This window comes from Jatrophihabitans sp., assembly GCA_036389035.1.
In the GTDB taxonomy this organism is placed as follows: domain Bacteria; phylum Actinomycetota; class Actinomycetes; order Mycobacteriales; family Jatrophihabitantaceae; genus Jatrophihabitans_A.
The window spans coordinates 17,271-37,119 of the sequence record DASVQQ010000018.1 but is presented as its reverse complement, the minus strand read 5'-3'; the positions used below and the strand labels follow the sequence as shown (position 1 = coordinate 37,119).

Sequence of the window (19,849 nt, the reverse complement as noted above, 5' to 3'; positions counted from 1 at the left end):
GTGTGCGTGCGCGGGCTGCGATCTGAAACCGGTCGGAACCACCACCGGAGTACGTCGAGAGGACCCAGTTGTGGCCAGCATCGAGGCCGTAGGCGCCCGGGAGATCCTGGACTCCCGCGGCAACCCCACCGTCGAGGTCGAGGTAGCCCTCGACGACGGCACGTTCGCGCGGGCAGCGGTGCCCTCCGGCGCCTCCACCGGCGCGTTCGAGGCGGTGGAACTGCGCGACGGCGATGCCCGCTACGGCGGCAAGGGCGTGCGCAAGGCGGTCGCGGCCGTGCTGGACGACATCGGCCCCGAGCTGCTCGGCTTCGAGGCCAGCGAGCAGCGGCTGATCGACGCGGCCCTGATCGACCTGGACGGCACCCCCGACAAGTCCAAGTTCGGCGCCAACGCGGTGCTCGGTGTCTCGCTCGCGGTCGCCAAGGCGGCTGCCGCGTCGGCCGGCCTGCCGCTGTTCCGCTACCTGGGCGGCCCGAACGCCCACCTGCTGCCGGTGCCGATGCTCAACATCCTCAACGGCGGCGCGCACGCCGACTCCAACGTCGACGTCCAGGAATTCATGATCGCGCCGATCGGGGCGCCGACCTTCAGCGAGGCGCTGCGCCAGGGTGCGGAGGTGTATCACGCGCTGAAGTCGGTGCTGAAGTCCAAGGGCCTGGCGACCGGCCTGGGCGACGAGGGCGGTTTCGCGCCGAGCCTGGAGTCCAACCGGACCGCCCTGGACGTGATCTCCGAGGCGGTGGAGAAGGCCGGCCTGAGGCTCGGCTCCGACATCGTCTTCGCCATGGACGTCGCGGCGACCGAGTTCTTCTCTGACGGCGCCTACCAGTTCGAGGGCAGCCCGAAGTCCTCGGAGCAGATGGTGGCCTACTACACCGACCTGGTCGCCAACTACCCGATCGTCTCGATCGAGGACCCGATGTCGGAGGAGGATTGGGACGGCTGGATCTCGCTGACCTCGGAGCTGGACGAGGTCATCCAGATCGTCGGCGATGACCTGTTCGTGACCAACCCCGAGCGGCTGACCCGCGGGATCGCCAGCGGCGCGGCCAACGCGCTGCTGGTCAAGGTCAACCAGATCGGCTCGCTGACCGAGACCCTGGACGCGGTCGACCTGGCGCACCGCTCGGGCTACCGCTGCATGATGAGCCACCGCTCCGGCGAGACCGAGGACACCACCATCGCGGACCTGGCGGTGGCCACCAACTGCGGCCAGATCAAGACCGGCGCGCCGGCCCGCTCGGAGCGGGTTGCCAAGTACAACCAGCTGCTGCGGATCGAGGAGGAGCTCGACGACGCCGCGCGCTACGCCGGGGCGGCCGCCTTCCCGCGCTACAACAGGGCAGGCAGCTAGCCGATGGCAGCTCGAACTCCGACCCGGGTGGCCGGCCGGCCACGGCAGGCCGGCGGAGCTTCCCCGACCGGCCGGCGCTGGCCGGCCTGGGTGCGCGCGCCCAAGTTGACCGGCCGCCGGATGATGGTGGCGGCGATGGCGCTGTTCCTGGTGGTCGTGCTGGCCTCGCCGTTCCAGACCTACCTGAGCCGGCGGGCCTCGGTCGCCGACTCCGAGCGCCAGCAGCGCCAGCTCAACGCCCAGCTCGCTGAGCTGCGGCAGCAGAGCGAGCAGTGGCAGGACCCGGCCTTCGTGGCCAGGCAGGCGCGGATCCGGTTGCAGTACATCCGTCCCGGCGACACCCTCTACACCGTGCTAGACGCGCACGGCAACCCGCTCGAACCGCCTGCCGCGGCGGCCGCCGAGAAGATCACCCGGGTTGATCACCGGCCCAGCTGGAACACCGTGCTGTGGACCAGCGTGCACGACACCGACACCTCGCAGTGACCGCGGACGCGGTGCGCGCAATGGACGCCGTGGACGCGGTGGGCCCCCCGGACGCGGTGGGCCCCACGGGCGCGGTGAGTGCCACGGACGCGGTGAGTGCCGTGGACGCCGAGATCGTCCGGGCCCAGCTGGGACGGCCGCCGCGGGCCATCCGCGCGGTCGCGCACCGGTGCCCGTGCGGCAATCCGGACGTGGTCGAGACCGCGTCCCGGCTGCCCGACGGAACCCCGTTTCCGACGCTGTACTACCTGACCTGCCCGAAGGCGGCCTCGCTGGTCTCGACGCTGGAGGCGTCCGGGCTGATGCGGCAGATGACCGACCGGTTGGGCTCGGACGCCGGCCTGGCCGCCGGCTACCGGGCGGCGCACGAGGCTTACCTGGCCCAGCGCGAGCGGCACGGGCCGGTGCCTGAGATCAGCGGCGTCTCGGCCGGCGGGATGCCCACCCGGGTGAAGTGCCTGCACGTCCTGGTGGCGCACTCGCTGGCCGCCGGTCCCGGGGTGAACCCGCTGGGTGACGAGGCGCTGGCCGCGCTGGGGGACTGGTGGCGCCAGGGCCGGTGCGTGCCCGAGCCGGAAGCGGGCCCATCGTGAAGCGGGTAGCGGCCATCGACTGCGGCACCAACTCGATCCGGCTGCTGATCGCCGACGGCGGTCCCACCGGGTTGCGTGACGTGCACCGCGAGATGCGGGTGGTCCGGCTCGGTGAGGGCGTCGACCGGACCGGCCGGCTGGCCCCGGCGGCGATCGAGCGGACCCGGTTGGCGCTGGCCGACTACGCCGCGAGCATCCACTCGCTGGGTGCGACCGAGGTCCGGATGGTCGCCACCTCGGCCTCCCGCGACGCCGACAACGCCGACGAGTTCCGGGCGGTGGTCCGCCAGGCGCTGGGAGTCGAGCCCGAGGTGATCACCGGGCTGGCCGAGGCGGAGCTGTCCTTCACCGGGGCCGTGGCCGGGCTGCCCGGGGTGGCGGACCCGCTGCTGCTGGCCGACATCGGCGGCGGCTCCACCGAGCTGGTGCTGGGCTCGCCGACCGCCACCCCGGGTTCGCAGAAGCTGATCGCCGCCCACAGCATGGACGTCGGTTGCGTCCGGATCACCGAGCGGCACCTGCGCGAGGACCCGCCGACCGAGGCCCAGGTGCAGGCGGCACTGGCCGATCTGCGGGTGGCGCTGCAGGCCGCCATGGTGGACGTGCCGGTGGGCGAGGCGGCCGCCTTCGTCGGGGTGGCGGGCACTGTGACGACGATCGCCGCGCTGGCGCTGGACCTGCCCGCCTATGACCCGGACGCGATCCACGGTTCGGTGATCGACTACCTGCAGGTCAGCGAGGTCACCGACCGGCTGCTGAAAATGCGCCGGGACGAGCGCGCGGCCCTGCCGGTGATGCACCCCGGCCGGGTCGACGTGATCGGCGGCGGCGCGCTGGTGCTGCGCACCGTGATGGAGGCCGTCGGAGCGCGCGAGGTGATCGCCAGCGAGCACGACATCCTGGACGGCATCGCGATGAGCCTGCTGGCCCGCTGATCAGCGTCTGCTGGCCCGCTGATCAGCGTCGGCTGGCCCGCTAGGCGTCGGCCTCGGCCTCGGCTGGGCCGCTAGGCGTCGGCCTCGGCCTCGGCTGGTTCGCTAGGCGTTCACCGCGGTCAGCGCGCTCGGAGCCTTGGGGCCCTTGTCGTCGCTGATCTGCTTGGGCCGCGGCGACGGCCGGCCGGTCATCGCCCGCCAGATCGTGTCGGCGCCCTTGGTGGTCACCAACTGGGCCACCGCCACCCCGAACCCGCTCAGGCTCGCCCAGAGCAGGGCGTCCTTCCAGTTGGTGTCGGCATCGCGAGGATTCACCGGCGCCCGGCCCGGCCGGGCGGCTGTCCAGAGCTTCGAGGTGCTGGCGGTGACCACCTTGCCGACCGGCACCGCCACCGCGAGTGCCACCAACTTGAACGCGAACCTGCTCGCCTTGCCAGCCATAGCCATCCCATCGTCGTGAGCCCCGTGCTCGCCCGGCATGTGGGACCAGTCTAGGTGGCGCCCCGGGCGGCTGTGGGCGGCTGCCGGGTGGTCGGCCGCCGGTCGCGGGTCGGTAGCGTGGAAATCGCCAACTGAGGGGGCGGAAGCGATGAGCAGTGGACCCACCCGAATTGTGATCGTCGGCGGTGGCTACGTCGGCCTGTACACCGCCTTGCGGGCGCAGAAGAAGCTGTCCCGCGGCCGGGCCGAGATCGTGGTGATCGATCCGCAGCCCAATATGACCTACCAGCCTTTCCTGCCCGAGGCGGCGGCCGGCAGCGTCGAGCCCCGACACGTGGTGGTGCCGCTGCGCCGGGTGCTCAAGCACTGCCGGGTGATCACCGGACTGGTCAGCCGGGTCGAGCACGATCGGCGGTCGGTGGTGGTGGAGCCGGCCTCGGGCGACTCCTACGAGCTGGGCTACGACCTGCTGGTGGTGGCTCCCGGCTCGATCGCCCGGACGCTGCCGATTCCGGGCCTGGCCGAGCAGGGCATCGGCTTCAAGACCATCGGCGAGGCCATCTTCATGCGCAACCACGTGCTGGCCATGCTGGACTTCGCCTCCTCCACCGAGAACCCGGCGGCCAGGCGCAGGGCGTTGACCTTCGCCTTCGTCGGCGGCGGCTACGCGGGTGTCGAGGCGCTGGCCGAGCTGGAGGACATGGCCCGCTACGCCTGCCGTTACTACCCCGACATCAGCCCCGCCGACCTGCGCTGGGTGCTGGTCGAGGCGGCGAACCGGATCATGCCCGAGGTCTCGGTGGGGCTGTCGGCCTACACCGCCGACCGGCTGGCCGAACGCTCCATCGACGTCCGGCTCAACACCCGGCTGGTGTCGGCGGTGGGCGGGCGGGTCGAGCTGTCCGACGGCGAGAGCTTCGAGGTCGACACCCTGGTCTGGACGGCCGGGGTCAAGGCCCATCCGCTGGCCGCCAGCTCCGGGTTGCCGGTCGATGATCGCGGCCGGCTGCCCTGCCGCGCGAACCTGACCGTCAAGGGGGTCCAGGGGGTGTTCTCGGCCGGTGACACCGCGGCGGTGCCGGACCTGTCCAAGTCAGACCCCGACGCGCTGTGCGGCCCGTCGGCCCAGCACGCCGTCCGGCAGGCCCGGCTGCTCGCCGACAACCTCGTGCGGACGATCAACGGCCAGGCGCTGAAGGACTACAAGCACGCCTACGTCGGCTCGGTCGCCTCGCTGGGGCTCTACCGCGGGGTGGCAGAGCTCTACGGGGTCAAGGTGCGCGGCCCGCTGGCCTGGTTCATCCACCGCACCTACCACCTGTCCCGGGTGCCCACCTTCAACCGCAAGGTGCGGGTGCTCGCCGACTGGACCGCCGCGCTGTTCTTCCCCCGCGAGGTGGTGTCGCTGGGCCAGCTGCAGTCGCCGCGCCATGACTTCGAGCGGGCCAGCGCGTCCTGACCGATACCCTGCTGGCGCGCCCCCGTAGCCCAATGGCAGAGGCAGCGGACTTAAAATCCGCACAGTGTCGGTTCGAGTCCGACCGGGGGTACGGCTGGCGCCGGCTGTCCACCGGTCAGATCGCGGCGGGGACGAGCAGCAGGCCCGGGAACTACCGAAGCACCGTCATGCGTTACATCTGATGTACAACGTGCGCACCGGGAACCCACCGGTGCGGATACCGAGGTGGAGGCAACAAAGTGGCCAGTAACCCTGTCTTGCGGGGTTTTGAGAAGACCGGACGTCCAGGCTCCACGGCAGCCCAGGGCCCCAACGGCCCGATCGCGCCGCCGCCGTCGCCCGGCCAGCTCAACGAGTGGTACAACCAGCCGTCCTACGGTCAGCCGGCCCCGCCCGCGGCGCCGTCGCGGTACCTGACCCTGGACGACGTCGTCACCCGCTCCATGGTGCTGCTCGGCACCCTGCTGGTGGCAGCCGGCTTCGCCTGGTTCCTCATCCCCGACGCGACCATCGGCGCCGTCGTCCTGATCAGCGTGCTCGCCACGCTCGGACTCGGCCTCTACATGGCGTTCTCGGGCAAGGCGAACGCCGTCACCGCGACCATCTACGCGGGCCTGCAGGGCCTGGCGCTGGGTGGCATCAGCGAGATGTTCAACGACCGGTTCAACGGCATCGTGGTGCAGGCGATCACCGGGACAATCATGGTGGCCGGCGGCGTGCTGGTGGTCTACAAGACCGGCGCGGTCCGGGTCACCCCGAAGTTCACCAAGATCGTGTTCGCCTCGACGCTGGGCGTCGTCGGCCTGATGCTGGTCAACCTGATCGCCGGCATGTTCACTCCCGGCGGCCTGGGCCTGCGGGACGGCGGGGCGCTGGCCATCGGGTTCAGCCTGCTCTGCATCGTGATCGCGGCCTCGAACCTGATCGTGGACTTCGACATGATCGAGCAGTCGGTCCGGCGCGGCGTGGACGAGAAGGTCGGCTGGTACCTGTCCTGGGGCGTGCTGGTGACCCTGGTCTGGCTGTACCTGGAGATCCTGCGGCTGCTCAGCTACCTGACCGGGCGCAACGACTAAGCCCCCAAGAGCCAGCTAGTAACTACCAAGTCGGCCCCGTCCCTCAGCGTTGAGGGACGGGGCCGCACCATGTCGGGGAACGCGTATCGATGTCGGCCGTCCCAGGCAGCCGAATCGATACGGGTCGGTCAAGCTCAGGCCGAATCGATACGGGTCGGTCAAGCTCAGGACAGCCGCTCCAGGATCATCGCCATACCCTGGCCGCCGCCGACGCACATCGTCTCCAGGCCGAACTGCTTGTCATGGGTCTGCAGCGAGTTGATCAGCGTGGTGGCGATCCGGGCCCCGGTCATGCCGAACGGGTGCCCGACCGCGATCGAACCGCCGTTGACGTTGACCTTGTCAAGGTCGAAGCCCAGCTGCTGGTACGACGGGACCACCTGGGCGGCGAAGGCCTCGTTGATCTCCACCAGGTCGATGTCGGAGACCGACATGCCGGCCCGGGCCAGCGCCTGCCGGGACGCCTCGACCGGCCCCAGGCCCATGATCTCCGGCGACAGGCCGGTGACCCCGGTCGCCACGATCCGGGCCAGCGGCGTCACGTCCAACTCGGCGGCCTTGGTCTCGCTCATGATGATCAGCGCCGCGGCCCCGTCGTTGAGGGGGCAGCAGTTGCCGGCGGTGACCAGCCCGTCCGGGCGGAACACCGGCTTGAGCTGCGAGACACCCTCGTAGGTGACCCCGGCCCGCGGCCCGTCATCGACGCTGACCACCTCGCCGGAGGGCAGCGTGACGGGGGTGATCTCCCTGGCCCAGAAGCCGTTGGCGATGGACTTCTCCGCCAGGTTCTGCGACCGCACCCCGAAGTGGTCCATCTCCTCGCGGCTGACGCCCAACTGCCGGGCCAGGTTCTCCGCCGTCTGGCCCATCGGGATGTAGGGGTCGGGCAGGTCGCCGCGTTCGCGCGGGTCCTGCCAGCCGTCGGCGCCTTCGGCTGCGACCTTCGCGGTGCGCTCCTGCGCCTCGGCGAACAGCGGGTTCTTGGTGTCGGGCAGGCCGTCGGAGGAGCCCTTGACGAACCGCGACACCGTCTCGACACCGGCGGAGATGAACACGTCCCCCTCGCCGGCCCGGATGGCGTGCATCGCCATCCGGGTGGTCTGCAGCGAGGACGCGCAGTACCGGGTGACGGTCGCGCCCGGCAAGAAGTCGTAACCGAGCAGGGTGGCCACGATCTTGGCCATGTTGTAGCCCTGCTCGCCGCCGGGCAGGCCGCAGCCCAGCAGCAGGTCATCGATCTGGCGCGGATCCAGCTGCGGCACCTTGGCCAGCGCCGCGGCGATCATCTGCGCGGTGAGGTCATCGGCGCGCATGTTCACCAGCGAGCCCTTGCCGGCCCGGCCGATCGGCGATCGGGCGGTGGCGACGATGACGGCCTGCGGCGTGCTGGTCATGGGTTTCTCCTTGATGAAGCTCTCGAAAAAGCTGGCCCCGAACGGGCTAGTCGCTACCCACCATGGTGGCAGGGGTGAAGTTTTCCTGGCCGCCGGACGTGGGCGGTATCACGGTGGCTGCCCGGCGGCGGATGAGCCTTGCCCACGGCCCGCGCCGGCCCGCCCGCTGGCCGTGCACCTGGGCCGGGAGCACCTCGGTGCCCGGCAGGCCGGCCGACCGCGCCGCGGCCTTGGCCACCGGCCGGGCCCTGGTCGAGGTGAACGGCGCGGCCGGCTCGGACACCGTGCTCAGGCCCAGCGCCGCGGCGGCCGAGGGCAGCAGCACCTCCGCGGCCCGGGTGTAGCCGATCGCCGACGGGTGGAACCGGTCGGCGGAGAAGTAATCCAGGCTGCTGGCGAACTCCGGCCCCAGGATGTCGCCCAGGCTGACGGCCCGCCCGCCCGCGGCCACCACCGCCACCGCCTGCGCGGCGGCCAGCGTCCGGGACAGCCGGCGGGCCAGCCAGCGCAGCGGCTGCGCGATCGGCCGGATCGTCCCCAGGTCGGGGCAGGTGCCCATCACCACCTCGAGGTTGTGCTCGGCCAGCACGCTCAGCGCGTCGTTGAGGTGCCGGACCGACTCCGAGGCCCGGATCCGGTGGGTGACGTCGTTGGCCCCGATCATGATCACCACCAGATCGGGCCGCTGGCTCTCCTCCAGCACCATCCCGACCTGCCGCACCAGCGCCGAGCTCTGGGCCCCGACCACCGCGACGTTGCGCAGCTGGACCGGCCGCCGGGCCAGCGCCGAGAGCCCCATCGCGATCTGGGCTGCCGGGGTCTCGGCGTCGGTGTGCACGCCGTATCCGGCGGCTGAGGAGTCACCGAGCATCGCCAGCAGCAGCGGCGGCTCGTCGGCCCGCGCGCCGGGCGCCAGCCACACCCCGTCGGCCCGCGGCGGGTTCGCCTCAGCAGGCTGGATCCGCCGCCGGGCAAGTTTGGTCTGGCCGTAGACCAGGCCGGCCGCCGCCGCGCTGAGCGCGCCCAGGCTGCCTGTTCCGAACGCGGCAGCGGTCACCACCCGGCGTGCGCGCGAAGCCCGGCTCATGGAACTGCCTCCTGGATTGACCGTTGATGTCCCCGAATCGTTGAGGCGAGGTTAGCCTTTGGTCCATGCGCTACTACACCTCACTCGTTGACCTGATCGGCAACACCCCGCTGCTCCAGCTCCGCAGCATCACCAGCCACCTCGACCCCGAGACCGCACCGCTGGTGCTGGCCAAGGTCGAGTACTTCAATCCCGGAGGATCGGTCAAGGACCGGATCGCCCTTCCGATGATCGAGGCGGCCGAGCGTGCGGGCGAGCTCAAGCCCGGTGGGACGATCGTCGAGCCGACGTCCGGCAACACCGGGGTGGGACTGGCGATCGTCGCCCAGCAGCGCGGCTACTCCTGCATCTTCGTGCTGCCGGACAAGGTCGCCCCGGAGAAGATCAACCTCCTCAAGGCCTACGGCGCCGAGGTGGTGGTCTGCCCGACCGCGGTGGCGCCGGAGGACCCGCGCTCCTACTACCAGGTCTCTGACCGGCTGGCTCGTGAGGTGCCCGGCGCGTGGAAGCCGGACCAGTACTCCAACGTGAACAACTCCCGCGCCCACTACGAGAGCACCGGCCCGGAGATCTGGGAGCAGACCGAGGGCCGGATCACCCATTTCGTGACCGGCGTGGGCACCGGCGGCACCATCTCGGGCACCGGCCGCTACCTCAAGGAGATGTCGGCCGAGCGCGCCGGCGGCCCGGTGCGGGTGATCGGCGCCGACCCCGAGGGCTCGGTGTACTCCGGCGGCACCGGCCGGCCCTACCTCGTCGAGGGGGTGGGCGAGGACTTCTGGCCCGGCAACTACGACCGTGACGTCGCCGACGAGATCATCGCGGTCTCGGACTCGACGTCGTTCGAGATCACCCGGCGGCTGGCGCGCGAGGAGGGCCTGCTGGTGGGCGGCTCGTGTGGCATGGCCGTCGCGGCGGCGCTGCGGGTGGCCGAGCGCGCCGGGCCCGAGGACGTGATCGTGGTGCTGCTGCCCGACGGCGGCCGGGGCTACCTGTCGAAGGTCTTCTCCGACAAGTGGATGAGCGACTACGGCTTCCTGGACAACAGCGCCGAGACCACCGTGGGCGAGGTGCTGACCGCCAAGGACGGCGAGACCCCGGCCCTGGTGCACGGGCACCCGAACGAGACCGTCCGCGAGGCGATCGATATCCTGCGCGAGTACGGGGTGTCGCAGATGCCGGTGGTCGGCGCGGAGCCGCCGGTGACCGCCGGCGAGGTGGTCGGGTCGGTGTCGGAGAAGGCGCTGCTGGACGCCCTGTTCGCAGGCCAGGCCTCGTTGTCGGACCCGCTGGAGAAGCACATGTCGGCCATGCTGCCGATCATCGGCTCGGGTGAGCCGGTCCGCCGGGCGGTCGAGGCGCTGGGCGGGGCGGACGCGTTGCTGGTGCACGTCGACGGCAAGCCCGCCGGGGTGGTGACCCGGCAGGACCTGCTGGGATTCCTGGTCAGCAAGTAGGAGTGGTGCCCGTTTTGTCACGGGTACTCGGCATTCCGGACGGGGCAGTAATCTGTGGGCTATGGGTAACCCGATTGATGGCAGCGCGCCGGACCAGCTCGGCTTCAACTCCCGGGCGATTCACGCCGGCCAGGAGCCCGACCCGCTGACCGGATCGGTCGTGGTGCCGATCTACCAGACCTCGACCTACAAGCAGGACGGCGTCGGCGGGCTGCGCGGCGGCTATGAGTACAGCCGGTCGGGCAACCCGACCCGGACGGCGCTGGAGGAGTGCCTGGCCGCGGTGGAGGGCGGCGCGCGCGGGATGGCCTTCGCCTCCGGCCTGGCCGCCGAGGACACCCTGCTGCGGACGCTCTGCGTGCCCGGGGACCACATGCTGCTGCCCGATGACGCCTACGGCGGCACCTACCGGCTGGTGGCCCGGGTGCTGACCAGGTGGGGCATCGAGTTCACCCCGGTCCCCATGCACGACAGCGGCGCGGTGGCCGCCGCGATCCAGCCCAACACCCGCGTCATCTGGGTGGAGACGCCCACCAACCCGTTGCTCAACATCGTCGACATCGCCGCGCTGGCCGAGGTGTCGCGTCAGCACCAGACGTTGCTGGTCGTCGACAACACCTTCGCCTCGCCCTACCTGCAGCAGCCGCTGGCCCTGGGCGCCGACATCGTGGTGCACTCCACCACCAAGTACCTCGGCGGGCATTCCGACGTGGTCGGCGGGGCGGTGGTGACCCGTGACCCCGAGATCGGCGAGCAGGTGGCCTTCCACCAGAACGCGATGGGCGCGGTCAGCGGCCCGTTCGACTCCTGGCTGGTGCTGCGCGGCATCAAGACCCTGGGCGTGCGGATGGACCGGCACTGCTCCAACGCCGAGCAGATCGTGCGGTTCCTCAGCCAGCACCCGGCCGTCTCGAGCGTGCTGTACCCGGGCCTGCCCACCCACCCCCACCACGAGGTCGCGGCCCGGCAGATGACCGGGTTCGGCGGCATGGTGTCCTTCCGGGTGCGCGGCGGCGAGGAGGCGGCGCTCAAGGTGTGCGGGCTGACCCGGCTGTTCACCCTCGGCGAGTCGCTCGGGGGTATCGAGTCGCTGATCGAGCACCCGGCCCGCATGACGCACGCCAGCGTGGCAGGCTCAGAGCTGGAGGTTCCCGGCGACCTGGTCCGGCTCTCGGTCGGCATCGAGGACATCAAGGATCTGCTGGCAGACCTCACCGCGGCACTGGCCTGAGCCAGGTTCGCAGCGGCGCCCGGCTGACGCAGGTGAGGACGGTGGCGAGCGCGCGGTGAGGTCCAACGCCCGCAACGGGTGGCTGGCGGCAGCGACGCTGGCCGGGTTCACGCTGGTCGCCTTCGCCGCCCGGGCCCGGCCGCAACAGGTGGACGTGCGGACCGTCACCCGCTCGGGCGCGCCACGCGAGGCCTCGGTCACCGCTCCGCCGGCCGAGGACCAGCTGAACTCCGTGCCCCCCGAGACCTCGGACGGCTTCCGGGTGCCCTGGTCCTTCATCCAGTGGGTGCTCATCGCCACCCTGCTGCTGGCGCTGCTCGGGCTCGCGGTGGCGCTCTGGCCGCGCTTCCTCGCCTGGCTGCGCTCCCGGCAGCGGGGCCGCCGGACCGCCCGGCCGCCGGCCGAGCCGGCTCCCGACGATGTCCGCAGGCGGGTCTCGAACACGCTGCGCTCGACGATGTCCCAGATGGCCAACGGCCAGATCCGGGACGGGGTGATCCTGTGCTGGTACCGGTTGGAGCAGACCGCCGAGGCGGCAGGCCTGCGCCGCCGGCCCGCCGAGACCTCCTCCGACCTGGCCGAGCGGTTGCTGTCCTCGCTGCCGTTGAGCGAGGCGCCGCTGAACCGGTTGGCCGCCCTGTACCGCGAGGCCCGGTTCTCCAGCCATCCGATCCCGGCCGAGGCTGTCGCCCAAGCCCGGGCTGACCTGGCCCAGCTCCGTTCCGAACTCGAGGCGGCCGGACCCGTCCAGCCCGTCGAGCCCGCGGGTCAGGGCCGCAGATGACCGAGCCGGCGGGCTGGCGTTCCCGGTTCTGGCTACGGCTGGCCCTGGCCGCCGGGATCGGATTGGGAGTCGGCATCGTCGTGCTGCTGACCGGCGTCGCCTCCGGCGCGGACCCGCCGCCGGAGCTGTGCGTCGGAGTCGGCATGGCCACCGCGGTGCTGGTTCAGTTGGTGCGTGAGACCGCCGCCGGGCCGCAGCCGCCGCCGGAGCTCTTCGAGCAGCCGGCGCCGACCGGCGGGGAGTACCTCAGCAGGCTGCGACAGTCCGAACGCCGGCTCGAAGCAGCCTGCCGGGACGGTTCGAAATATGACCGCAACGTGCGCCCGATGCTTGCCCGGCTGGCCACCGAGCGGTTGCGCCAGAAGTACGGGATCGACCCGCGCAGCCAGCCCGTCCAGGCCAGAGAAGTGTTAGGAGAGCAGTTGTGGTCGTTGACGATGGCGCCGCCGACGCCTTCCAGCCCGGCGTCCAGTCACGCCCAGTTGAGCGCGCTGCTGGACCAGATCGAGGCCCTGTGATGGACGCGCCGGCGGCCGCGCAGGCCTGTGACCGGGTGCTGGCCGAGGTGGGCCGGGCGGTGGTCGGCAAGCGAGGCCGGCTGGCCATGGTGCTGGCCGGCATCCTGGCCGGTGGCCACGTTCTGATCGAGGACAACCCCGGCCTGGCCAAGACCCTGACGGCCCGGTCCTTCGCGCAGGCGCTCGGGCTGGAGTTCCGCCGGATCCAGTTCACCCCCGACCTGCTGCCCTCTGACATCACCGGCTCGTTCGTCTACGACCAGCGCCAGGGCGAGTTCGCGTTTCGCGCCGGGCCGTTGTTCGCCGGCCTGGTGCTGGCCGATGAGATCAACCGGACGCCGCCCAAGACCCAGGCCGCGCTGCTGGAGGCGATGCAGGAGCGCCAGGCCACCGTCGAGGGCCGCACCTTCGCGCTTCCCGAGCCGTTCCACGTGATCGCCACCGCCAACCCGATCGAGTACGAGGGCACCTACCCGCTGCCCGAGGCCCAGCTGGACCGGTTCCTGCTGCGGGTGTCCTTCGGCTACCCCAGCCAGGACGAGGAATGGCAGGTGCTGCAGCGCCGGATGGCGCGCCAGGCCGAGGCGATAACCCTGAACCCGGTGCTGGACGCGGCCGGGCTGATGGCGGTGCAGCGGGTCGTCGAAGGGATCGAGGTCGAGGAGAGCGTCGGGCGGTACTGCGTCGCGCTGGTGGACGCCACCCGGTTTCATCACCACCTGCTGGTCGGCGCCTCGCCGCGTGGCGCGCTGGCCCTGTTGCTGGTCGCCCGGGCCTACGCCCTGATCAATCATCGCGACTTCGTGACTCCCGAGGACGTCAAGGCCATCGCGGTCGCGGCGCTGGCGCACCGGGTGACGCTGCGTCCGGAGATGTGGATGCGCCAGCTGATGCCGGCCGAGGTGATCTCGACGGTGCTGGCCGAGGTGCCGGCCCCGGCAATCGGCACGGACCGGCCGCGGCTGCGGTCGGCCAGCCGGCCATGAGTTCCGACCCGGCTATGACCCCCCACCCGGCCGGGGAGCCTGACCGGGCCGCGATCCCGCCGGCCCGGTGGTCACCCACCGCGGCGCTGGCGCCCGCGGTGGGCTGCGCGGCGGTGCTGCTGGGGCTGGCGGTGCTGCTGGCCCGCCAGGACCTGCTGCTGCTGGCGCTGCCGTTGGCGGTGGGCACCGTGCTGCCGCTGCTCAGCCGGGCCTCCCGGGCGCCGGTGGTGCGGCTCCGGACCACGGCGACCACGCTGTTCGAGGGCCAGTCGACCACCTTGAGCCAGCAGCTCCACGCCCCGGACGCGGTCGACGTCATCCGGCTGCGCACCCGGCTGGAGGGCTGGATCGAGCTGTCCGGCGGCGGCCAGGACGTCTGCACCACGGCCGGCCCGGATGAGGAGGTCAGCCTCGATCATCGGCTGGTCGCGCCCCGGTGGGGACGTAGCCGGATCGGCCGGGTGAGCATGAGCGTCACGGCCGCCCACGGACTGCTGCGCACCACCGTGACCGGCGCCGACGTGGCGTCGCTGGTCACCATCCCGCTGCGGGCCGAGTTCGCAGCCACCGACCTGGTGCCGTCAGCTCCTGGCATCGTCGGGGCGCACCGGTCGCGCCGGATCGGCGAAGGGGTCGATCCGGCCGGGGTGCGTCCCTTTGTCGCGGGCGACCGGCTGCGGCGGATCAACTGGCCGGTGTCGCTGCGCACCGGCGACCTGCACGTCACCGCCACCTACTCAGATCGTGACACCGAGGTGGTGCTGGTGCTCGACACCGCCTTCGAGGTGGGCGCCCACGCCGGTCCGGGCACCGCCAGCAACCTCGACGTCGCGGTGCGCGCGGCCGCCTCGATCGCCGAGCACTACCTGCGCCACGGTGACCGGGTGGCGGTGCTGGACCTGGGCCGCGCCGGCCGGCCGGTCCAGCCCCGGACCGGCCAGGCGCACCTGTTCAGGATCATGGACGTGCTGCTGGACGTCCGGGCCGCGCCGGTCAGCGAGCTGGCTGCCGGCCGCGCGATGGCCAGGATCTCCGGCCGGGCCCTGGTGATCGTGTTGAGCCCGCTGCTCGGCGCCGAGGTGGCGATCGAGGCGGCGGGGCTGTCCCGGGCCGGCCGCTCGGTGCTGGTCGTGGACACGCTGCCGGCGGAGGTGGTGCTGCCCGAGTCCGGGCCCTGGCTCGAGCTGGCCTGGCGGGCGCAGCTGATCGAGCGGCAGAACCTGGTCAGGGCGCTTGCCGATCACGGCGTTCCGGTGGTGCCCTGGCTGGGCAGTGGCAGCCTGGATCAGGTGCTGGTCGGGCTCAGCCGGACCCATCGGGCGGCCAGGGTGCGCCGATGAGCCGGCTGGCGGCGCCGATGAGCCGGCTGGCGGCGGCGTGGGCCGGCCGCGGCCCGCTGTCCGGGCACCCGGCATGGCGGCGGTACCCGCCGGCCGGGTTGGCGGTGCGGCTGGTCATCCTGCTGGCCGGGCTGGCGGTGCTGGCGATTCCGGCCGAGCGCCACCTGGGGTGGGCCCTGCTCACGGCGGCCGGCGTCCTGGTCGCGGTCGCCAGCCCGGATCGCGCCGGCGCCGGCCTGGCGCTCGGGTCGGCGATCGGTGGCTGGCTGGCCGCCTACGGTTGGCAGGGCACGCCGCCGCTGGCCGCCACGGCCGCGTTCGCGCTCGCCCTGTACCTGCTGCACACCAGCACCGCGCTGGCCGCGGCCGTTCCGCTGGGCGTGCGGCTGCGGGGCCCGGTGCTGCGCCGCTGGCTGCGGCGGTGCTCGGTGGAGCTTGCGGTCGCGGCGGCGCTGGCGGTGATCAGCTACGGCCTGGGGCGGCCCGGCGGCACCAGCGGGCTGCAACTGCTCGGGCTGCTCGGCGTGCTCGTGCTGGTCGGCGTCCCGGTGCTGCTGCTGCAGCGATCTCGCGACTGATCCGCCCCCGTCTCAGTCCATCGCCGCGTGCGCCGCGCCGAGGTCGAAATCCGGTGTCCGGATGGTGGCGTGCTCGGCCAGCACCGCCCGTGCCTGCACGTAGTCCTGCGGGCGCAATGCCGGCGCCGGGTTCTTCTGCCGGCTTGCCAGCGAGAGCAGGGTGCCTTCCTGCGAGTCCGCCGAGAACGTGCCGTAGGCCCGGTCGAAGTCCTCGATCCGCAGCCCGCAGTAGGCCAGCAGCTCCAGCAGCGTCGCCCTTGGCTGTGCCTTGATGTCCTCGTAGTGCAGGGTCAGGAACGGCACCGCGTCGCGGCGCAGCGTCAGGTACTTGTCCACGACGGACAGCCAGGTCAGGGTGTAGGCCTCGGTCAGGGTCGGCCTGCGGCGGTGCTGGGCCGCGAACGGCTGCAGCAGCGGCGCCTGAGCCAGCACGAACCTGGTGAACATCGGCTCGGCCTCGGGCCCTGGCAGGTTCGGGGTGAACCCGGCGTTCATCGATTCCAGCCACCTCTCCGCGTGCCGGTGCAGAAAGATGTTGCGGGCGTCGGGGTACAGCTGGTGGAACAGGTCGGCGAGGTGGATGCCGCTGGCGCGGAACTTCAGCGCCACCGTCGTGGCGTTCCGGCGGAGGATGCGGGTGCAGGTCCGGATCAGCCGCAGGTACTCCTGGTCGCGGCTGCCGTCGGAGTGCCGCAGCATCGCGATCTGGGTGTAGACGTCGGGTTCGGAGTAGCTGAGCACGCCGTCCACGGCGTTGAGGGCCTGGCTGATCAGGGTGGAGCCGCAGCGCCCGACAGAGTAGATCAGGACGAGGTCGTCAGCGCCGACGGCAAGGCCATCGGCAAGCCGGTGCAGGGTGTCATAGGGCACCGCGATCACCTGCTGCGCATGCTGGTACTGGGCAAGGTAGTAGAACGGCGACGCCAAGAGGTCGACGCCGGTGGGCGTTCGGACGAACAGCGCCTGCCCGTTGTCGTCGTCCAGGCAGTACAGGCTGAGGTCCGGGTCCTCGAGCACGACCTCCGGGGGCACTGGTTCGCCCTCGCGCAGGACGAAATTCTGCGGGACCGCCGGGAAGAACTCGAGCGGCGCCACCTTGTCGACGATGTGCAGCACGCGCGCGCTCATCGGCTCGCTCCCATCGGGTGCCAGTGCATACCGACACCGGCCTCAGCCGGCCGGGCCCCCAGTGGGAGGACACCATACCCCTGCTGGGTGTGCCGCGCAGCGCCGATCGCAGGCTCACCGGGTGGCGACCACGAGCGCGTTGACGCCGAAGGTCATCCGGATGAGCGTCGGGCCTGCTCCAGGTTCGACTGGTGGGGGCCGGCGAGCCAGTCCCTAGGAGTCGCGGCGCAAGATCTTGTTGCCCAGCCAGACCAGCGGGTCGTACTTGCGGTCGGCGACCCGTTCCTTCATCGGGATCAGGGCGTTGTCGGTGATCTTGATGTGCTCGGGGCAGACGTCGCCGCAGCACTTGGTGATGTTGCAGTAGCCCAGGCCGTGCTCGTCCTGCGCCTCGCGCTGCCGGTCCCGGGCGTCCAGCGGGTGCATGTCCAGCTCGGCGATCCGCATCAGGTACCGCGGTCCGGCGAAGGACTTCTTGTTCTCCTCGTGGTCGCGCACGACGTGGCAGGTGTCCTGGCACAGGAAGCACTCGATGCACTTGCGGAACTCCTGCGAGCGTTCCACGTCGACCTGCTGCATCCGGTACTCGCCGGGCGCCAGGCCCGGTGGCGGCGCGAACGACGGGATCTCGCGCGCCTTCTGGTAGTTGAAGGAGACGTCGGTGACCAGGTCGCGGATCACCGGGAACGCGCGCAGCGGGGTGACGGTGATCGTCTCGGCCTCGGTGAACGTCGACATCCGGGTCATGCACAGCAGCCGCGGCCGGCCGTTGATCTCGGCGCTGCAGGAGCCGCACTTGCCGGCCTTGCAGTTCCACCGGACCGCCAGGTCCGAGGCCTGGGTGGCCTGCAACCGGTGGATGATGTCGAGCACGACCTCGCCCTCGTTGACCTCGACGGTGAAGTCCTGCAGGTCACCGTTGTCGGCGTCGCCTCGCCAGACCCGGAACTTCGCCTTGTACGTCATTTGTTTTCCTTGTTCTTCGCGCAAGCGCTCATCACGGGATTCGCTCCGGTCCTCGCTTCGCTGCGATCCTCGCTCATCGGTTCTGCTCCTTGGCTGCCGTCACGGGAAGTTCCTCGTCGGTCAGGTACTTGGCCAGCTCGTCCCGATCGAACAGCTCGAGCAGGTCCGCTCGCATCGCCGGGGTGGGCTTTTCGACAACGGTGACATCGCTCATACCGTCGGCGTCGTGGCTGAGCGTGCAGACCAGGTTGCGCTGGCGCCAGTCCGAGCTCATCGCCGGGAAGTCGTCACGGGTGTGCCCGCCACGGCTCTCCTGCCGGATCAGCGCCGCCCGGGCCACGCACTCGCTGACCGCGATCATGTTCTGCAGGTCCAGGGCGAGGTGCCAGCCCGGGTTGAACTGCCGGTGGCCCTCGACGCTGACCCGACGGGCCCGGGCCTTGAGCTCGCCCAGCCGGTCCAGCGCCTGCCGCATCTCCGGCTCGGTGCGGATGATGCCGACCAGGTCGTTCATGGTCTGCTGCAGCTCCTGGTGCACCGTATAGGGATTCTCGCCGGACTCGGTCCGGAACGGCGCCACCGCGGCCTCGGCGGCAGCGGCCAGCGCCTTCTCGTTGACCAGCGGGTAGGAGCCGCCCAGCGAGGCCACGTACTCGGCGGCGCCGACGCCGGCCCGGCGGCCGAAGACCAGCAGGTCCGACAGCGAGTTACCGCCCAGCCGGTTGGAGCCGTGCATGCCGCCGGCGACCTCGCCGGCCGCGAACAACCCGGGCACCCCGTCGGCGGCAGCGGTGTCCGGATCGACCTGGACGCCGCCCATCACGTAGTGACAGGTCGGGCCGACCTCCATCGGCTCCTTGGTGATGTCGACGTCGGCCAGTTCCTTGAACTGGTGGTGCATCGAGGGCAGCCGCCGGATGATCTCCTCGGCCGGCAACCGGGTCGAGACGTCCAGGAACACCCCGCCGTGCGGCGAGCCGCGGCCGGCCTTGACCTCGGAGTTGATCGCCCGGGCGACCTCGTCGCGGGGCAGCAGCTCCGGCGGCCGCTTGTTGTTCTCGGGGTCCTTGTACCAGCGGTCGGCCTCGTCCTCGGTCTGGGCGTAGTTCTTGCGGAACACGTCCGGCACGTAGTTGAACATGAACCGCTCGCCGTCGGAGTTGCGCAGCACCCCGCCGTCGCCGCGGACCGACTCGGTCACCAGGATGCCCTTGACCGAGGGCGGCCACACCATGCCGGTCGGGTGGAACTGCACGAACTCCATGTTGATCAGGTTCGACCCGGCCCGCAGCGCCAGCGCATGGCCGTCGCCGGTGTACTCCCAGGAGTTGGAGGTGGTCTTGAAGGACTTGCCGATGCCGCCGGTGGCCAGCACCACGGCCGGCGCCCGGAACTCCACGAACCTGCCTGACTCGCGCCAGTAGCCGAAGGCGCCGGCGATGGAGCCGCTGTCGTCGTGCAGCAACTCGGTGACGGTCAGCTCGGCGAACACCTTGAGCTTGCCGTCCGAGGCGACCCCGCCGCCGTCGTCCTGCTGCAGCGAGACGATCTTCTGCTGCAGGGTCCGGATCAGCTCCAGGCCGGTGCGGTCACCGACGTGGGCCAGCCGCGGGTACTCATGCCCACCGAAGTTGCGCTGGCTGATCCGTCCGTCCGCCGTCCGGTCGAACAGCGCGCCGTAGGTCTCGAGCTCCCAGACCCGCTGCGGGGACTCCTTGGCGTGCAGCTCGGCCATCCGCGGGTTGTTCAGGAACTTGCCCCCGCGCATGGTGTCGCGAAAGTGCACCTGCCAGTTGTCGTTGGAGTTGGCGTTTCCCATCGAGGCCGCGATGCCGCCCTCGGCCATCACGGTGTGCGCCTTGCCGAAGAGCGACTTGCAGATGATCGCGGTGCGCAGACCGGCTTCGCGGGCGGCGATGGCGGCGCGCAGGCCGGCGCCGCCGGCGCCGATGATCAGGACGTCGTAACGGTGCTGTTCGTATTCGATCATCAGGCGGCAGTCCTCGGTGTCCGTTGTTCGATGGTCGCGGGGG

19 protein-coding genes and 1 tRNA gene are annotated in these 19,849 nt (G+C 71.3%); 14 read left to right on the top strand and 6 right to left on the bottom strand.

All coding sequences use genetic code 11. The annotated features are described in order from the left end of the window. Nucleotides 1–70: 70 nt before the first annotated feature. Genes eno through VF557_12420 form a run of 4 tightly spaced genes read left to right on the top strand, consistent with a single transcriptional unit; the run spans nucleotide 71 to nucleotide 3,371 of the window. Nucleotides 71–1,357: a phosphopyruvate hydratase gene (gene eno, locus VF557_12435; protein ID HEX8081011.1), complete on the top strand. Its 1,287-nt coding sequence runs from the start codon at nucleotides 71–73 to the stop codon at nucleotides 1,355–1,357. 3 nt (nucleotides 1,358–1,360) lie between these two features. Next, nucleotides 1,361–1,843 (top strand): septum formation initiator family protein, encoded by a 483-nt coding sequence (locus VF557_12430; GenBank protein HEX8081010.1) that lies wholly within the window; start codon nucleotides 1,361–1,363, stop codon nucleotides 1,841–1,843. Between the two features lie 20 nt (nucleotides 1,844–1,863). Continuing rightward, the gene (locus VF557_12425) at nucleotides 1,864–2,436 is read left to right on the top strand and encodes a DUF501 domain-containing protein (GenBank protein HEX8081009.1); all 573 of its coding nucleotides are present in this window, start codon (nucleotides 1,864–1,866) and stop codon (nucleotides 2,434–2,436) included. Beyond that, entirely contained in the window at nucleotides 2,433–3,371 is a 939-nt protein-coding gene (locus VF557_12420; GenBank protein ID HEX8081008.1) for a Ppx/GppA phosphatase family protein, read from the top strand. The genes VF557_12425 and VF557_12420 overlap by 4 nt, the downstream gene beginning before the upstream one ends. Before the next feature lie 102 nt (nucleotides 3,372–3,473). Here the strand turns inward: VF557_12420 and VF557_12415 are convergent, their stop codons facing one another. After that, entirely contained in the window at nucleotides 3,474–3,812 is a 339-nt protein-coding gene (locus tag VF557_12415) for a DUF4235 domain-containing protein (protein ID HEX8081007.1), read from the bottom strand. A gap of 148 nt (nucleotides 3,813–3,960) precedes the next feature. Between VF557_12415 and VF557_12410 the strand changes: the two genes are divergently transcribed. The 3 genes from VF557_12410 to VF557_12400 all read left to right on the top strand — a co-directional run bounded on the left by VF557_12410 (nucleotide 3,961) and on the right by VF557_12400 (nucleotide 6,347). Beyond that, entirely contained in the window at nucleotides 3,961–5,271 is a 1,311-nt protein-coding gene (locus VF557_12410; GenBank protein ID HEX8081006.1) for an NAD(P)/FAD-dependent oxidoreductase, read from the top strand. A gap of 18 nt (nucleotides 5,272–5,289) precedes the next feature. After that, a tRNA-Leu gene (locus VF557_12405) sits at nucleotides 5,290–5,362 on the top strand. Between the two features lie 148 nt (nucleotides 5,363–5,510). Beyond that, the gene (locus VF557_12400; GenBank protein ID HEX8081005.1) at nucleotides 5,511–6,347 is read left to right on the top strand and encodes a Bax inhibitor-1/YccA family protein; all 837 of its coding nucleotides are present in this window, start codon (nucleotides 5,511–5,513) and stop codon (nucleotides 6,345–6,347) included. A gap of 164 nt (nucleotides 6,348–6,511) precedes the next feature. On the opposite strand, the gene VF557_12395 is transcribed toward VF557_12400, so the two are convergent. After that, nucleotides 6,512–7,741, bottom strand: coding sequence for an acetyl-CoA C-acetyltransferase (locus VF557_12395; protein ID HEX8081004.1), 1,230 nt, complete (start codon nucleotides 7,739–7,741; stop codon nucleotides 6,512–6,514). A 46-nt stretch (nucleotides 7,742–7,787) separates the two neighbouring features. Further along, a complete protein-coding gene (locus tag VF557_12390; GenBank protein ID HEX8081003.1) occupies nucleotides 7,788–8,828 on the bottom strand; it encodes an SGNH/GDSL hydrolase family protein in 1,041 nt (346 codons plus the stop codon). A 65-nt stretch (nucleotides 8,829–8,893) separates the two neighbouring features. On the opposite strand from VF557_12390, the gene VF557_12385 reads away from it, so the two are divergent. From VF557_12385 to VF557_12355, 7 genes are all read left to right on the top strand, one after another. Beyond that, the gene (locus VF557_12385) at nucleotides 8,894–10,285 is read left to right on the top strand and encodes a cystathionine beta-synthase (protein HEX8081002.1); all 1,392 of its coding nucleotides are present in this window, start codon (nucleotides 8,894–8,896) and stop codon (nucleotides 10,283–10,285) included. Between the two features lie 61 nt (nucleotides 10,286–10,346). Next, a complete protein-coding gene (locus VF557_12380) occupies nucleotides 10,347–11,516 on the top strand; it encodes a cystathionine gamma-synthase (protein HEX8081001.1) in 1,170 nt (389 codons plus the stop codon). A gap of 55 nt (nucleotides 11,517–11,571) precedes the next feature. Next, nucleotides 11,572–12,300: a DUF4129 domain-containing protein gene (locus VF557_12375; GenBank protein HEX8081000.1), complete on the top strand. Its 729-nt coding sequence runs from the start codon at nucleotides 11,572–11,574 to the stop codon at nucleotides 12,298–12,300. Beyond that, the gene (locus VF557_12370; GenBank protein HEX8080999.1) at nucleotides 12,297–12,818 is read left to right on the top strand and encodes a hypothetical protein; all 522 of its coding nucleotides are present in this window, start codon (nucleotides 12,297–12,299) and stop codon (nucleotides 12,816–12,818) included. Before VF557_12375 ends, VF557_12370 begins: the two co-directional genes overlap by 4 nt. After that, a complete protein-coding gene (locus tag VF557_12365; GenBank protein HEX8080998.1) occupies nucleotides 12,818–13,804 on the top strand; it encodes a MoxR family ATPase in 987 nt (328 codons plus the stop codon). Before VF557_12370 ends, VF557_12365 begins: the two co-directional genes overlap by 1 nt. A gap of 14 nt (nucleotides 13,805–13,818) precedes the next feature. Continuing rightward, nucleotides 13,819–15,144 carry a DUF58 domain-containing protein gene (locus VF557_12360; protein HEX8080997.1) on the top strand — a complete coding sequence of 442 codons (1,326 nt, stop codon included), beginning with the start codon at nucleotides 13,819–13,821 and terminating at the stop codon, nucleotides 15,142–15,144. Next, complete coding sequence (locus VF557_12355; protein ID HEX8080996.1) at nucleotides 15,141–15,722, top strand: hypothetical protein; 582 nt, start codon at nucleotides 15,141–15,143, stop codon at nucleotides 15,720–15,722. The genes VF557_12360 and VF557_12355 overlap by 4 nt, the downstream gene beginning before the upstream one ends. A gap of 12 nt (nucleotides 15,723–15,734) precedes the next feature. On the opposite strand, the gene VF557_12350 is transcribed toward VF557_12355, so the two are convergent. From VF557_12350 to VF557_12340, 3 genes are all read right to left on the bottom strand, one after another. Further along, a complete protein-coding gene (locus tag VF557_12350) occupies nucleotides 15,735–16,850 on the bottom strand; it encodes a sulfotransferase (protein HEX8080995.1) in 1,116 nt (371 codons plus the stop codon). 213 nt (nucleotides 16,851–17,063) lie between these two features. After that, on the bottom strand, nucleotides 17,064–17,816 hold the full coding sequence (locus tag VF557_12345; GenBank protein HEX8080994.1) for a succinate dehydrogenase/fumarate reductase iron-sulfur subunit: 753 nt from the start codon (nucleotides 17,814–17,816) through the stop codon (nucleotides 17,064–17,066). A gap of 73 nt (nucleotides 17,817–17,889) precedes the next feature. After that, entirely contained in the window at nucleotides 17,890–19,806 is a 1,917-nt protein-coding gene (locus tag VF557_12340) for a fumarate reductase/succinate dehydrogenase flavoprotein subunit (protein ID HEX8080993.1), read from the bottom strand. Nucleotides 19,807–19,849: the final 43 nt, after the last annotated feature.

Excerpts from the sequence above, each read along its gene's own strand:
- VF557_12430 (HEX8081010.1), top strand. The coding sequence starts at position 1,361 with ATGGCAGCTCGAACTCCGACCCGGGTGGCCGGCCGGCCACGGCAGGCC.
- VF557_12425 (HEX8081009.1), top strand. The coding sequence starts at position 1,864 with ATGGACGCCGTGGACGCGGTGGGCCCCCCGGACGCGGTGGGCCCCACG.
- VF557_12415 (HEX8081007.1), bottom strand. The coding sequence starts at position 3,812 with ATGGCTGGCAAGGCGAGCAGGTTCGCGTTCAAGTTGGTGGCACTCGCG.
- VF557_12410 (HEX8081006.1), top strand. The coding sequence starts at position 3,961 with ATGAGCAGTGGACCCACCCGAATTGTGATCGTCGGCGGTGGCTACGTC.
- VF557_12395 (HEX8081004.1), bottom strand. The coding sequence starts at position 7,741 with ATGACCAGCACGCCGCAGGCCGTCATCGTCGCCACCGCCCGATCGCCG.
- VF557_12390 (HEX8081003.1), bottom strand. The coding sequence starts at position 8,828 with ATGAGCCGGGCTTCGCGCGCACGCCGGGTGGTGACCGCTGCCGCGTTC.
- VF557_12385 (HEX8081002.1), top strand. The coding sequence starts at position 8,894 with ATGCGCTACTACACCTCACTCGTTGACCTGATCGGCAACACCCCGCTG.
- VF557_12380 (HEX8081001.1), top strand. The coding sequence starts at position 10,347 with ATGGGTAACCCGATTGATGGCAGCGCGCCGGACCAGCTCGGCTTCAAC.
- VF557_12370 (HEX8080999.1), top strand. The coding sequence starts at position 12,297 with ATGACCGAGCCGGCGGGCTGGCGTTCCCGGTTCTGGCTACGGCTGGCC.
- VF557_12365 (HEX8080998.1), top strand. The coding sequence starts at position 12,818 with ATGGACGCGCCGGCGGCCGCGCAGGCCTGTGACCGGGTGCTGGCCGAG.
- VF557_12360 (HEX8080997.1), top strand. The coding sequence starts at position 13,819 with ATGACCCCCCACCCGGCCGGGGAGCCTGACCGGGCCGCGATCCCGCCG.
- VF557_12355 (HEX8080996.1), top strand. The coding sequence starts at position 15,141 with ATGAGCCGGCTGGCGGCGCCGATGAGCCGGCTGGCGGCGGCGTGGGCC.
- VF557_12350 (HEX8080995.1), bottom strand. The coding sequence starts at position 16,850 with ATGAGCGCGCGCGTGCTGCACATCGTCGACAAGGTGGCGCCGCTCGAG.
- VF557_12345 (HEX8080994.1), bottom strand. The coding sequence starts at position 17,816 with ATGACGTACAAGGCGAAGTTCCGGGTCTGGCGAGGCGACGCCGACAAC.
- VF557_12340 (HEX8080993.1), bottom strand. The coding sequence starts at position 19,806 with ATGATCGAATACGAACAGCACCGTTACGACGTCCTGATCATCGGCGCC.